This is a genomic window from Streptomyces sp. NBC_01471 (assembly GCF_041438865.1).
Classification (GTDB): Bacteria; Actinomycetota; Actinomycetes; order Streptomycetales; family Streptomycetaceae; genus Streptomyces.
The window spans coordinates 3,031,537-3,045,776 of record NZ_CP109450.1 but is presented as its reverse complement, the minus strand read 5'-3'; the positions used below and the strand labels follow the sequence as shown (position 1 = coordinate 3,045,776).

10 protein-coding genes and 1 tRNA gene are annotated in these 14,240 nt (G+C 66.9%); all 11 read left to right on the top strand.

Annotated features, from left to right (window positions below; all coding sequences use genetic code 11):
* Nucleotides 1-130 precede the first annotated feature (130 nt).
* The 11 genes from OG285_RS13150 (at nt 131) to rpsL (ending at nt 14,239) form a co-directional block, all read left to right on the top strand.
* Nucleotides 131-203, top strand: a tRNA-Trp gene (locus tag OG285_RS13150).
* 107 nt (nt 204-310) lie between these two features.
* Nucleotides 311-598 (top strand): preprotein translocase subunit SecE, encoded by a 288-nt coding sequence (gene secE / locus OG285_RS13145; RefSeq protein ID WP_356828862.1) that lies wholly within the window; start codon nt 311-313, stop codon nt 596-598.
* Nucleotides 599-672: 74 nt separating this feature from the next.
* A complete protein-coding gene (gene nusG, locus OG285_RS13140; protein WP_371791031.1) occupies nt 673-1,578 on the top strand; it encodes a transcription termination/antitermination protein NusG in 906 nt (301 codons plus the stop codon).
* A 186-nt stretch (nt 1,579-1,764) separates the two neighbouring features.
* A complete protein-coding gene (gene rplK / locus OG285_RS13135; RefSeq protein WP_164264062.1) occupies nt 1,765-2,199 on the top strand; it encodes a 50S ribosomal protein L11 in 435 nt (144 codons plus the stop codon).
* A gap of 79 nt (nt 2,200-2,278) precedes the next feature.
* Complete coding sequence (gene rplA / locus OG285_RS13130) at nt 2,279-3,001, top strand: 50S ribosomal protein L1 (RefSeq protein WP_327295865.1); 723 nt, start codon at nt 2,279-2,281, stop codon at nt 2,999-3,001.
* A gap of 217 nt (nt 3,002-3,218) precedes the next feature.
* Complete coding sequence (locus tag OG285_RS13125; RefSeq protein ID WP_371791030.1) at nt 3,219-4,157, top strand: hypothetical protein; 939 nt, start codon at nt 3,219-3,221, stop codon at nt 4,155-4,157.
* A gap of 267 nt (nt 4,158-4,424) precedes the next feature.
* Nucleotides 4,425-4,982: a 50S ribosomal protein L10 gene (rplJ, locus tag OG285_RS13120; RefSeq protein ID WP_266854292.1), complete on the top strand. Its 558-nt coding sequence runs from the start codon at nt 4,425-4,427 to the stop codon at nt 4,980-4,982.
* A gap of 82 nt (nt 4,983-5,064) precedes the next feature.
* Complete coding sequence (gene rplL / locus OG285_RS13115; RefSeq protein WP_356828854.1) at nt 5,065-5,448, top strand: 50S ribosomal protein L7/L12; 384 nt, start codon at nt 5,065-5,067, stop codon at nt 5,446-5,448.
* Nucleotides 5,449-6,000: 552 nt separating this feature from the next.
* The gene (gene rpoB / locus OG285_RS13110; protein WP_266854288.1) at nt 6,001-9,483 is read left to right on the top strand and encodes a DNA-directed RNA polymerase subunit beta; all 3,483 of its coding nucleotides are present in this window, start codon (nt 6,001-6,003) and stop codon (nt 9,481-9,483) included.
* Nucleotides 9,484-9,610: 127 nt separating this feature from the next.
* On the top strand, nt 9,611-13,510 hold the full coding sequence (locus tag OG285_RS13105; RefSeq protein ID WP_356828852.1) for a DNA-directed RNA polymerase subunit beta': 3,900 nt from the start codon (nt 9,611-9,613) through the stop codon (nt 13,508-13,510).
* Nucleotides 13,511-13,867: 357 nt separating this feature from the next.
* A complete protein-coding gene (gene rpsL, locus OG285_RS13100; protein WP_003948652.1) occupies nt 13,868-14,239 on the top strand; it encodes a 30S ribosomal protein S12 in 372 nt (123 codons plus the stop codon).
* Nucleotide 14,240: the final 1 nt, after the last annotated feature.

Sequence of the window (14,240 nt, the reverse complement as noted above, 5' to 3'; positions counted from 1 at the left end):
CGTCCCGGCCGAAGCTGTTCGACGTCGGGCCCCCGACCACGTACACTCACTCGTCGTTGGCCTCCACCGACGGTCCCGCCGAGCGCACTCCGTGCATCCGGTCGGATGCGGTAGGTTGGGGGAACCACAAAGGGTCGTAGCTCAATTGGTAGAGCACTGGTCTCCAAAACCAGCGGTTGGGGGTTCAAGTCCCTCCGGCCCTGCTACACACACCTTCGCCAGGCTGTGTGCGCATGTACGTACATCTATGCACCGCCGTGCGGCTCCACCGGGCGCGGCACGGCCACGACCCGGAATCAGGTGAGAGATCGTGACGGACGCCGTCGGCTCCATCGACGTGCCTGATGCGCAGGATGACGAAGCGCCGGAGTCGAAGAAGACGCGCAAGGGCGGGAAGCGCGGCAAGAAGGGCCCCTTCGGCCGTCTCGCGCTCTTCTACCGCCAGATCGTCGCGGAGCTGCGCAAGGTCGTCTGGCCGACGCGTAACCAGCTTTCGACCTACACCACCGTGGTGATCGTTTTCGTCGTCATCATGATCGGCATCGTGACCGTGATTGACTATGGCTTCAACCAGGCCGCCAAGTACGTCTTTGGCTGATCCGCGAAAGACGCCGGGAGCGGCGTCTTTTTCGCATGTTCCACCCGATTTGTATCCAGGAAGAAGCAGCCACCGTGTCTGACCCGAACCTGAACGAGGCCGTCGAGCCGGGCGAAAGCTTCGAGTCCGCAGAGGACGAGCTCGACATCGTCGAGGCGGCGGACGCTGGGAAGCCGGACCAGGCCGAAGCTGCCGACGCCGTCGCCGGTGAGCCCGCCGAAGAGGCCGCTGTGCACACCGAGGACGAGGCTGTGGCCGTCGCGGAGTCCGACGAGGATGCCGAAGCCGTGGCCGAGGTCGAGGAAGCCGTCGAAGAGGCCGGGGACGAAGAGGCGGCCGAAGAGGCCGCCGACGTCCCCCCGGTCGACCCGGTCGAGGCCCTGCGCCAGGAACTCCGCGGTCTGCCCGGCGAGTGGTACGTCATCCACACGTACGCCGGTTACGAGAAGCGCGTGAAGGCCAACCTGGAACAGCGTGCCGTCTCGCTGAACGTCGAGGAGTTCATCTACCAGGCCGAAGTGCCCGAGGAAGAGATCGTCCAGATCAAGAACGGCGAGCGCAAGAACGTCCGCCAGAACAAGCTTCCCGGTTACGTCCTGGTCCGCATGGACCTCACCAACGAGTCCTGGGGCGTTGTCCGCAACACCCCCGGAGTCACCGGCTTCGTCGGCAACGCCTACGACCCGTACCCGCTGACCCTGGACGAGATCGTCAAGATGCTCGCCCCGGAGGCCGAGGAGAAGGCCGCCCGCGAGGCGGCGGAAGCCGAGGGCAAGCCGGCTCCGGCCCGCAAGGTCGAGGTCCAGGTGCTCGACTTCGAGGTCGGCGACTCGGTCACCGTCACCGACGGCCCGTTCGCGACGCTCCAGGCGACGATCAACGAGATCAACGCCGACTCGAAGAAGGTCAAGGGCCTCGTCGAGATCTTCGGCCGCGAGACCCCGGTCGAGCTCAGCTTCGACCAGATCCAGAAGAACTAGGAGCTCTCCGGAGCTTCCCAGCGCTTCTGGCACACACACCTTCCAAGCAGGTCAGACCGGCTCACGCAGCCGTCTGACCTGCTTGGTTTTTGGTCGCGCAGCTATACCCGTTATCGTTGCGCGGTATGCCTCCGTCCGGATGACCGGATGGCGGCGAAACACTCTCACTAGGACCCGGAGAGAGCAATGCCTCCCAAGAAGAAGAAGGTCACGGGGCTTATCAAGCTCCAGATCAAGGCCGGCGCGGCCAACCCGGCTCCGCCGGTCGGCCCCGCGCTGGGCCAGCACGGCGTCAACATCATGGAGTTCTGCAAGGCCTACAACGCGGCGACCGAGTCGCAGCGTGGCATGGTCGTGCCGGTGGAGATCACGGTCTACGAGGACCGCTCCTTCACCTTCATCACCAAGACCCCGCCGGCCGCGAAGCTGATCCTCAAGGCCGCGGGCGTGGAGAAGGGCTCCGGCGAGCCGCACAAGACCAAGGTCGCCAAGCTCACCGGCGAGCAGGTCCGCGAGATCGCCACGACCAAGATGCCCGACCTGAACGCCAACGACATCGAGGCCGCGGCCAAGATCATCGCCGGCACCGCCCGTTCCATGGGCGTCACGGTCGAGGGCTGATCAAGCCCCCCTCCGCACCACAGTGGTAGGGCCAGCGCCGGCCCGCACCACGACTCCCACTCCCCATCTAGGAGCAGAAGTGAAGCGCAGCAAGACTCTCCGCGCTGCGGACGCCAAGGTCGACGCGGACAAGCTGTACGCCCCGCTCGAAGCCGTCCGCCTCGCCAAGGACACCTCCGCGACCAAGTTCGACGGCACCGTCGAGGTCGCCATGCGTCTGGGCGTCGACCCGCGCAAGGCCGACCAGATGGTCCGCGGCACCGTGAACCTGCCGCACGGCACCGGCAAGACCGCCCGGGTCCTGGTCTTCGCGACCGGTGACCGTGCTGCGGCCGCGGAGGCCGCGGGCGCCGACATCGTCGGCGCCGACGAGCTCATCGACGAGGTGGCGAAGGGCCGTCTGGACTTCGACGCCGTCGTCGCCACCCCGGACCTCATGGGCAAGGTCGGCCGCCTCGGCCGCGTGCTCGGTCCGCGTGGGCTCATGCCGAACCCGAAGACCGGAACGGTCACCCCGGACGTGACGAAGGCTGTCACGGACATCAAGGGCGGCAAGATCGAGTTCCGTGTCGACAAGCACTCGAACCTGCACTTCATCATCGGCAAGGTCTCCTTCGACGAGACGAAGCTGGTCGAGAACTACGCCGCCGCGCTGGAGGAAGTCCTCCGTCTGAAGCCGTCGGCCGCCAAGGGCCGCTACATCAAGAAGGCCACGCTGGCCACCACGATGGGCCCCGGCATCCCGCTGGACTCCAACCGCACCCGCAACCTCCTCGTCGAGGAGGACCCGGCCGCCGTCTGATCCTCCGGATCGGCAGGCAGCCGCGGGACACGCGTGCTGTGAGCCGGGCCCCGCACCTCTCCGGAGGTGCGGGGCCCGGCCCTTTTGCGTTGCCTCCGCCGCTTCCGTACCGCTGAACTCTCCGGGCTGACCGGACTTCCCGCCTTTGCCGGACGCCCGCCCGCCGCCCCGGCACAATGGCCTGTGCGACCAACGGGACCTGAGGGGCGGGCAGTTCATGGGCGGCACGGCGGTACGGCGGGGGCGCGGGGCGGCCGTGACAGCCATGGCGCTGGCCGCCGCGCTGGCGGGCTGCTCGGCGGGCGGCGGCGGCAGCGGGGGTGGCGCAGGCGGTACGGGCGGTGGCGCGGGCTCCTCGGCGCCGGAGCGGACGGCGGCGGACGGCTCCGTCACCGCGCTGCGGGCCGTCGACCGGAGCACGGACCACGCCCGGTCCGCCAGGGTCGAGGGGACGACCGTGCTGGGCCCCGAGATGTCCACCCGGGTCAAGGGCACCGTCGCCTGGGGCAGCGGTGTCACGGGCGCCCTGGACATCACGTACACCGGCGGCACCCTGGCAGGCGCGCTGCGGCAGGCGGGCGCGGACCGCACGATCAGGGCCCGCTACCGGCACGACGCCTACTACGCCGACATGGGCCAGGGCTTCGCCGCGCGGACCGGCGGCAGGCGCTGGATCAGATACGGCTACGCGGACCTCTCCCGGCTCATGGGGGCCTCCGGCGCCGCGATGCGGGCGCAGATGCAGAAGACGGCACCCGACCAGGGCGTGAAGGCGCTGCTCGCCTCGGGCGATGTGCGGCGTGCCGGACGCGACGAGATCCGGGGCGTGCCGGCCACGCACTACTCGGGCACGGTCGATGTCGCCGCGCTGACGGAACGGGACTCGGCGCTCGGAGCGGCCGGGCTGAAGGCGTTCAAGGCCGAGCTGACCGCCGCCGGGATCAGCACCGAGACGGTCGACATCTGGGTCGACCGGAACGACCTGCTGGTGAAGAAGACCGAGCGTGGCAGGCTGAGGACGGGGACGTACAGCGCCACCGTGTACTACTCCGGCTACGGCGCGGCGGTACGGGCCGACGAGCCGCCCGCGGGCGACACCGTGGACTTCACCGAGCTGGTGAAGACGCCGCCCTCTACCCCCGCGCCGGGTGCTTAATCAGCTGCCGCGGAACGGATTTGCCCGCCGTGCCCCTGCTCGCGTACTCTTCCGAGGAAGCCAAAGACCGCTGGTCGTTGCCGTGTGCTCGTAAGAGGGCGCGGTGGCCGAAGGATCCGCTGGATGCGGGCGACTCGCGCAGGTGATCGTGGAAGTGCTCCCGGACTCGTCCGGTCGAGCTCGCGCCCCGTGCACCTGTGCCGGGGCGTTTCGTCTGTCCAGCCCCTTCTGAGCGGTCCTCATCACCCGGAAGGAGGCCGACGCTCTATGGCAAGGCCCGACAAGGCTGCCGCGGTAGCCGAGCTGGCGGACAAGTTCCGCAGCTCGAACGCCGCTGTGCTGACCGAGTACCGGGGTCTCACCGTGGCCCAGCTCAAGCAGCTGCGCCGTTCGCTCGGTGAGAACGCCCAGTACGCCGTGGTGAAGAACACGCTGACCAAGATCGCGGCCAACGAGGCCGGGATCAACACGCTGGACGACCTGTTCGCAGGTCCGACGGCGGTTGCCTTCGTCACCGGTGACCCGGTGGAGTCGGCGAAGGGTCTTCGTGACTTCGCCAAGGAGAACCCCAACCTCGTCATCAAGGGCGGTGTCCTTGATGGTAAGGCGCTGTCCGCGGATGAGATCAAGAAGCTCGCGGACCTCGAGTCCCGCGAGGTTCTGCTCGCCAAGGTGGCCGGTGGAATCAAGGCGTCGATGGCCAAGGCCGCGGCGACTTTCCAGGCCCCGCTGTCGGAGTTCGTCCGCACCGCGGACGCTCTTCGCGCCAAGGTCGAGCAGGGCGGTGCCGGTACGCCGGCTCCCGCCGAGGCCGACGCCGAGTAATTCGGCTTCGCGTCGCAGCGGGCCCCGTACGCCCGCCGTCATATACACCCGGCACCTGCCGAAAACGTGGAAGGACGCCATCATGGCGAAGCTGTCCCAGGACGACCTGCTTGAGCAGTTCGAGAACCTGACCCTCATCGAGCTCTCCGAGTTCGTCAAGGCCTTCGAGGAGAAGTTCGACGTCAAGGCTGCCGCCCCGGTCGCCGTTGCCGCCGCCGGTGGCGCCGCTGCCGCCGCCGAGGCCCCGGAGGAGCAGGACGAGTTCGACGTCATCCTCACCGGTGCCGGCGACAAGAAGATCCAGGTCATCAAGGTCGTGCGTGAGCTGACCTCGCTGGGCCTCAAGGAGGCCAAGGACCTCGTGGACGGCGCCCCGAAGCCCGTCCTCGAGAAGGTCGCCAAGGAGGCCGCTGAGAAGGCTGCCGAGTCCCTCAAGGGCGCCGGCGCCTCGGTCGAGGTCAAGTAATTCCCGGGAGTCCCCGGACTCCCTCGTACGCCCTCGGCGTACACCTGCACAGTGAAGGGCGATCACCCATCCGGGTGGTCGCCCTTTCGCGTGCCTGACGCCCTCCTGCCTGCCTTGCTCTTCCCGTCGTGGCGAGTATGGTGATCTTCGTTGCGCGCCGGGCCCTGGTGCCCCCTCTCGCTCCCGCAGCGTGGCCGACGGCGACCCCCGAGGGGTGGGGGGCCTTGACGAACCGCACGGAGCGCGCAATTCTCAGGACGCGTCGTCACATCGATCCGTATCCGAGGCATGGATCGGCGACGAAGAGGGAAGCTTTGACGCAGGTGTTGAGAAGAAGAATGAGGGTCTCCCAGAACCCGCTCTGGACATCAGTGAGCCCAGTGGCTACACTGACCCTTTGCGCTGCCTGTTAGCTGCCTCCTGCCCGTCACCAGGGGCATGCCCACGCTTGAGCATCGACGACTGCCCTCCCTGACCTGGGATGTCTCTCTCTGTGCCCCGCTTGGGACCGGTACGCGCGTAGTGAGTCCGAGCCCTCGGAAGGACCCCCTCTTGGCCGCCTCGCGCAACGCCTCGACCTCCAATACGAACAACGGCGCCAGCACCGCCCCGCTGCGCATCTCCTTTGCAAAGATCAGGGAGCCCCTCGAGGTTCCGAACCTCCTTGCGCTGCAGACCGAGAGCTTTGACTGGCTGCTCGGGAATGCCGCTTGGAAGGGTCGCGTCGAGGCCGCTCTCGAGAGCGGACAGGACGTTCCCACCAAGTCCGGTCTGGAAGAGATCTTCGAAGAGATCTCGCCGATCGAGGACTTCTCGGGGTCGATGTCGCTGACGTTCCGCGACCACCGTTTCGAGCCCCCGAAGAACTCGATCGACGAGTGCAAGGACCGCGACTTCACGTTCGCTGCGCCGCTCTTCGTCACGGCCGAGTTCACCAACAACGAGACCGGTGAGATCAAGTCTCAGACGGTCTTCATGGGCGATTTCCCGCTCATGACCAACAAGGGCACCTTCGTCATCAACGGCACCGAGCGTGTCGTGGTGTCGCAGCTCGTCCGTTCGCCCGGTGTCTACTTCGACTCCTCCATCGACAAGACGTCCGACAAGGACATCTTCTCGGCCAAGATCATCCCGTCCCGGGGTGCCTGGCTGGAGATGGAGATCGACAAGCGCGACATGGTCGGTGTCCGCATCGACCGCAAGCGCAAGCAGTCCGTCACCGTCCTCCTCAAGGCTCTCGGCTGGACCACTGAGCAGATCCTCGAAGAGTTCGGCGAGTACGAGTCGATGCGCGCCACCCTGGAGAAGGACCACACCCAGGGCCAGGACGACGCACTGCTCGACATCTACCGCAAGCTGCGTCCGGGCGAGCCGCCCACGCGTGAGGCTGCTCAGACGCTGCTCGAGAACCTCTACTTCAACCCGAAGCGCTACGACCTCGCGAAGGTCGGCCGCTACAAGGTGAACAAGAAGCTCGGCGCCGACGAGCCGCTCGACGCCGGTGTCCTCACCAGCGACGACGTCATCGCCACCATCAAGTACCTGGTCAAGCTGCACGCCGGCGAGACCGAGACGGTGGGCGAGTCCGGCCGTCAGATCGTCGTCGAGACCGACGACATCGACCACTTCGGCAACCGCCGTCTGCGGAACGTCGGCGAGCTCATCCAGAACCAGGTCCGTACCGGCCTGGCCCGGATGGAGCGCGTCGTGCGTGAGCGCATGACGACCCAGGACGTCGAGGCGATCACGCCGCAGACCCTGATCAACATCCGGCCCGTCGTCGCCTCCATCAAGGAGTTCTTCGGCACCAGCCAGCTGTCCCAGTTCATGGACCAGAACAACCCGCTGTCGGGTCTCACCCACAAGCGCCGCCTGTCGGCTCTTGGCCCGGGTGGTCTCTCCCGTGAGCGGGCCGGCTTCGAGGTCCGTGACGTGCACCCGTCCCACTACGGACGCATGTGCCCGATCGAGACGCCCGAAGGCCCGAACATCGGTCTGATCGGTTCGCTCGCCTCGTACGGCCGGGTCAACGCGTTCGGCTTCGTCGAGACGCCGTACCGCAAGGTCGTCGAAGGTGTCGTCACCGACGACGTCGACTACCTGACGGCCGACGAGGAAGACCGCTTCGTCATCGCCCAGGCCAACGCGACGCTCTCCGAGGACATGCGGTTCACCGAACCGCGCGTCCTGGTCCGCCGCCGTGGTGGCGAGGTCGACTACATCCCCGGCGACGACGTCGACTACATGGATGTCTCGCCGCGCCAGATGGTGTCGGTCGCGACCGCCATGATCCCGTTCCTCGAGCACGACGACGCCAACCGTGCCCTCATGGGCGCGAACATGATGCGTCAGGCCGTGCCGCTGATCCAGTCCGAGGCGCCGCTGGTCGGCACCGGCATGGAGTACCGCTGCGCGGTCGACGCCGGTGACGTCCTCAAGGCGGAGAAGGACGGTGTGGTCCAGGAGGTATCCGCGGACTACATCACCATCGCCAACGACGACGGCACGTACTCCACGTACCGCATCGCCAAGTTCTCCCGCTCGAACCAGGGCACATCGGTCAACCAGAAGGTCGTCGTCAACGAGGGCGACCGCGTGATCGAGAGCCAGGTGCTGGCCGACGGTCCGGCGACCGAGAACGGCGAGATGGCGCTCGGCAAGAACCTCCTTGTCGCCTTCATGCCGTGGGAAGGTCACAACTACGAGGACGCGATCATCCTGTCGCAGCGCCTCGTGCAGGACGATGTCCTCTCCTCGATCCACATCGAGGAGCACGAGGTCGACGCCCGTGACACCAAGCTCGGCCCGGAGGAGATCACCCGGGACATCCCGAACGTCTCCGAAGAGGTCCTCGCCGACCTCGACGAGCGCGGCATCATCCGTATCGGTGCCGACGTCGTCGCCGGCGACATCCTGGTCGGCAAGGTCACGCCCAAGGGCGAGACCGAGCTCACCCCGGAGGAGCGCCTGCTCCGCGCGATCTTCGGCGAGAAGGCGCGCGAAGTGCGCGACACCTCGCTGAAGGTGCCGCACGGTGAGATCGGCAAGGTCATCGGCGTCCGCGTCTTCGACCGCGAAGAGGGCGACGAGCTGCCGCCGGGCGTGAACCAGCTGGTCCGCGTCTACGTCGCGCAGAAGCGCAAGATCACCGACGGTGACAAGCTCGCCGGCCGTCACGGCAACAAGGGCGTCATCTCGAAGATCCTGCCGATCGAGGACATGCCGTTCCTGGAGGACGGAACCCCGGTCGACATCATCCTCAACCCGCTGGGTGTCCCGTCCCGGATGAACCCGGGCCAGGTCCTGGAGATCCACCTCGGCTGGCTCGCCAGCCAGGGCTGGAAGGTCGAGGGCAACGAGGAGTGGATGGAGCGCCTCAAGTCCATCGGCGCCGACGACGTCGCCCCCGGCACCAACGTCGCCACCCCGGTCTTCGACGGTGCGCGCGAGGACGAGATCTCCGGTCTCTTCGAGTCCACCATCCCGAACCGCGACGGCGACCGCATGGTCCTCCCGTCCGGCAAGGCCCGGATGTTCGACGGCCGCTCCGGCGAGCCGTTCCCGGACCCGGTCTCGGTCGGGTACATGTACATCCTCAAGCTCCACCACCTGGTCGACGACAAGCTGCACGCGCGTTCGACCGGTCCGTACTCGATGATCACCCAGCAGCCGCTGGGTGGTAAGGCTCAGTTCGGTGGACAGCGCTTCGGAGAGATGGAGGTGTGGGCGCTGGAGGCTTATGGCGCCGCGTACGCCCTCCAGGAGCTGCTGACGATCAAGTCCGACGACGTGACCGGCCGCGTGAAGGTCTACGAGGCCATCGTCAAGGGCGAGAACATCCCCGAGCCCGGCATTCCCGAGTCCTTCAAGGTGCTCATCAAGGAGATGCAGTCGCTCTGCCTCAACGTGGAGGTGCTGTCCTCGGACGGCATGTCCATCGAGATGCGCGACACGGACGAGGACGTCTTCCGTGCAGCGGAGGAGCTCGGTATCGACCTGTCCCGGCGAGAGCCGAGCAGCGTCGAAGAGGTCTGACGGGTTGGCCGGCCGCCTCGCTCTGAGGCGGCCGGCTCTCCCCGGACCCGTTCAGACCATTGCTGAAGTGCCCATTTTTCTCGCTGACGCGAGGGGCTCGAACCCCCGAAAGAGGGATTGACGACAAGTGCTCGACGTCAACTTCTTCGACGAGCTGCGGATTGGCCTCGCCACCGCGGACGACATCCGGACCTGGTCCCACGGCGAAGTGAAGAAGCCGGAGACCATCAACTACCGCACCCTCAAGCCCGAGAAGGACGGACTCTTCTGCGAGAAGATCTTCGGCCCCACCCGGGACTGGGAGTGCTACTGCGGCAAGTACAAGCGTGTCCGCTTCAAGGGCATCATCTGCGAGCGCTGCGGCGTCGAGGTCACTCGCGCCAAGGTGCGTCGTGAGCGGATGGGCCACATTGAGCTGGCCGCTCCCGTCACCCACATCTGGTACTTCAAGGGTGTCCCGTCCCGTCTGGGCTACCTGCTCGACCTCGCGCCGAAGGACCTCGAAAAGGTCATCTACTTCGCCGCGTACATGATCACCTTTGTGGACGAGGAGCGCCGGACGCGCGACCTGCCCTCGCTGGAGGCACACGTCTCCGTCGAGCGCCAGCAGGTCGAGAACCGCCGCGACTCCGACCTGGAGGCCCGCGCCAAGAAGCTCGAGACCGACCTGGCCGAGCTGGAGGCCGAGGGCGCCAAGGCCGACGTCCGCCGCAAGGTGCGCGAAGGCGCCGAGCGCGAGATGAAGCAGCTGCGTGACCGTGCGCAGCGCGAGATCGACCGTCTCGACGAGGTGTGGAGCCGCTTCAAGAGCCTCAAGGTCCAGGACCTGGAGGGCGACGAGCTGCTCTACCGCGAGCTGCGTGACCGCTTCGGCACGTACTTCGACGGCTGCATGGGCGCCGCCGCCCTGCAGAAGCGCCTGGAGTCCTTCGACCTCGACGAGGAGGCCGAGCGCCTCCGCGAGATCATCCGTACCGGCAAGGGCCAGAAGAAGACCCGTGCGCTCAAGCGCCTCAAGGTCGTCTCCGCGTTCCTGCAGACCAGCAACAAGCCCAAGGGCATGGTGCTGGACTGCGTACCGGTCATCCCGCCGGACCTGCGTCCGATGGTGCAGCTGGACGGTGGCCGCTTCGCGACCTCCGACCTGAACGACCTGTACCGCCGTGTGATCAACCGCAACAACCGCCTCAAGCGTCTCCTTGACCTCGGTGCCCCCGAGATCATCGTGAACAACGAGAAGCGGATGCTGCAGGAGGCCGTCGACGCGCTGTTCGACAACGGCCGCCGCGGTCGCCCGGTCACCGGTCCCGGCAACCGTCCCCTGAAGTCCCTGAGCGACATGCTCAAGGGCAAGCAGGGCCGTTTCCGTCAGAACCTCCTCGGCAAGCGTGTGGACTACTCCGCGCGTTCCGTGATCGTCGTCGGCCCGCAGCTCAAGCTGCACCAGTGCGGTCTGCCGAAGGCCATGGCGCTGGAGCTCTTCAAGCCGTTCGTGATGAAGCGCCTGGTGGACCTGAACCACGCGCAGAACATCAAGTCGGCCAAGCGCATGGTCGAGCGCGGCCGCACCGTGGTGTACGACGTCCTCGAAGAGGTCATCGCCGAGCACCCGGTGCTGCTGAACCGTGCACCGACCCTGCACCGCCTGGGCATCCAGGCCTTCGAGCCGCAGCTGGTCGAGGGCAAGGCCATCCAGATCCACCCGCTCGTCTGCACCGCGTTCAACGCGGACTTCGACGGTGACCAGATGGCCGTCCACCTGCCGCTGTCGGCAGAGGCGCAGGCCGAGGCCCGCATCCTGATGCTGTCCTCGAACAACATCCTGAAGCCGGCCGACGGCCGTCCCGTCACCATGCCCACCCAGGACATGGTGCTCGGACTGTTCTTCCTCACGACCGACGAGGCGGAGCGCAAGGTCATCGGCGAGGGCCGGAGCTTCGGTTCCGCGGCCGAGGCGATCATGGCCTTCGACAACCGCGAGCTGTCGCTGCAGGCGAAGGTCGACATCCGCTTCCCGGTGGGCACCATCCCGCCGCGTGGCTGGGTGCCGCCGGTCAACGAGCCGGGCGAGCCCGAGTACCAGCCGGGCGACACCTTCCGGCTGCGTACGACCCTGGGCCGCGCGCTCTTCAACGAGCTGCTGCCCGAGGACTACCCGTTCGTCGACTACTCGGTGGGCAAGAAGCAGCTCTCCGAGATCGTCAACGACCTGGCCGAGCGCTACCCCAAGGTCATCGTGGCGGCGACGCTCGACAACCTGAAGGCGGCGGGCTTCCACTGGGCGACCCGTTCCGGCGTCACCGTCGCCGTTTCGGACATCGTCGTCCCGGAGGCCAAGAAGGCCATCGTCCAGGGCTACGAGGCCCAGGACGAGAAGGTCCAGAAGCAGTACGAGCGCGGTCTGATCACCAAGGACGAGCGCACGCAGGAGCTCATCGCGATCTGGACCAAGGCGACCAACGAGGTTGCCGAGGCGATGAACGCGAACTTCCCCAAGACGAACCCCATCTTCATGATGGTTGACTCGGGTGCCCGAGGAAACATGATGCAGATGCGTCAGATCGCCGGTATGCGTGGTCTGGTGTCGAACGCGAAGAACGAGACGATCCCGCGTCCCATCAAGGCGTCGTTCCGTGAGGGCCTTTCCGTCCTCGAGTACTTCATCTCCACCCACGGTGCCCGTAAGGGCCTCGCGGACACCGCCCTGCGTACCGCCGACTCGGGTTACCTGACCCGTCGTCTGGTGGACGTCTCGCAGGACGTGATCATCCGCGAGGAGGACTGCGGCACCGAGCGCGGCCTGAAGCTCAAGATCGCGGTCAAGGGCGAGGACGGTGTGCTCCGCAAGACGGAGGACGTCGAGACCTCGGTCTACGCCCGCATGCTCGCCGAGGACGTCGTCATCGACGGCAAGGTCATCGCGCCGGCCAACGTCGACCTGGGTGACGTCCTGATCGACGCCCTGGTGGGCGCCGGTGTCGAGGAGGTCAAGACCCGCTCGGTCCTGACCTGTGAGTCCGCGGTCGGCACCTGTGCCTTCTGCTACGGACGCTCGCTGGCCACCGGCAAGCTGGTCGACATCGGTGAGGCGGTCGGCATCATCGCCGCCCAGTCCATCGGCGAGCCCGGTACCCAGCTGACGATGCGTACCTTCCACACCGGTGGTGTGGCCGGTGACGACATCACGCAGGGTCTGCCGCGTGTCGTCGAGCTCTTCGAGGCCCGTACGCCCAAGGGTGTCGCGCCGATCTCCGAGGCCGCGGGCTCCGTCCGCATCGAGGAGACCGAGAAGACGAAGAAGCTCGTCGTCACCCCGGACGACGGCAGCGAGGAGACGCCCTTCCCGATCTCCAAGCGGGCCCGTCTGCTCGTGGGCGAGGGCGACCGCGTCGAGGTGGGCCAGAAGCTCACCGTGGGTGCCACCAACCCGCACGACGTGCTGCGCATCCTCGGCCAGCGTGCGGTCCAGGTCCACCTGGTCGGCGAAGTCCAGAAGGTCTACAACTCGCAGGGCGTGTCGATCCACGACAAGCACATCGAGATCATCATCCGGCAGATGCTGCGCCGTGTGACGATCATCGAGTCCGGCGACGCGGAACTGCTGCCGGGCGAGCTCGTCGAGCGCTCGAAGTTCGAGACCGAGAACCGTCGTGTGGTCACGGAAGGCGGCCACCCGGCCTCCGGCCGTCCGCAGCTGATGGGTATCACCAAGGCCTCGCTGGCCACCGAGTCGTGGCTGTCGGCGGCGTCCTTCCAGGAGACCACCAGGGTCCTGACCGACGCGGCGATCAACGCCAAGTCGGACTCCCTGATCGGCCTCAAGGAGAACGTCATCATCGGTAAGCTCATCCCGGCCGGTACGGGCCTCGCCCGCTACCGCAACATCCGGGTGGAGCCCACCGAGGAGGCCAAGGCCGCGATGTACTCGGCCGTCGGCTACGACGACATCGACTACTCGCCGTTCGGCACCGGCTCCGGCCAGGCCGTCCCGCTGGAGGACTACGACTACGGTCCGTACAACCAGTAAGCGAGTCGCTCGGCGCAGGGCGGTCATCCTCCGGGGTGGCCGCCCTGCGGCGTACCCGCTCCAGGGCGGCGCGGGGCCCGTACCGGCCCGCTCCGTGCCGGGCCAGGGCGGTCTGTCCGCCCGCGTGGGCATTTGTTTTGACCGCAGCCGATGCGGTAGGTACGCTCTGACCTTGTGCCTGGGGTGTGCCCTGGCTCCTGTGCGTGTCCTCAACCGCATGACGAGCTGTAAGCGACCACCGCAATCTGTGACCTTTCCGCCATCTCGGCGGAGGTCTGCAGTATTCGACACACCCGACCGCGTGGGTCGGAGTGGTTCCAGGTTAGTTCTACACGGCACACAGAAACCGGAGAAGTAGTGCCTACGATCCAGCAGCTGGTCCGGAAGGGCCGGCAGGACAAGGTCGAGAAGAACAAGACCCCCGCGCTCGAGGGCTCGCCCCAGCGTCGTGGTGTCTGCACCCGTGTCTTCACGACCACCCCGAAGAAGCCCAACTCGGCGCTCCGTAAGGTCGCGCGTGTCCGTCTGACCTCCGGCATTGAGGTCACGGCGTACATCCCGGGTGAGGGACACAACCTGCAGGAGCACTCGATCGTGCTCGTGCGTGGTGGCCGTGTGAAGGACCTGCCCGGTGTTCGCTACAAGATCATCCGCGGTTCGCTCGACACCCAGGGTGTCAAGAACCGCAAGCAGGCCCGCAGCCGCTACGGCGCCAAGAAGGAGAAGTAAG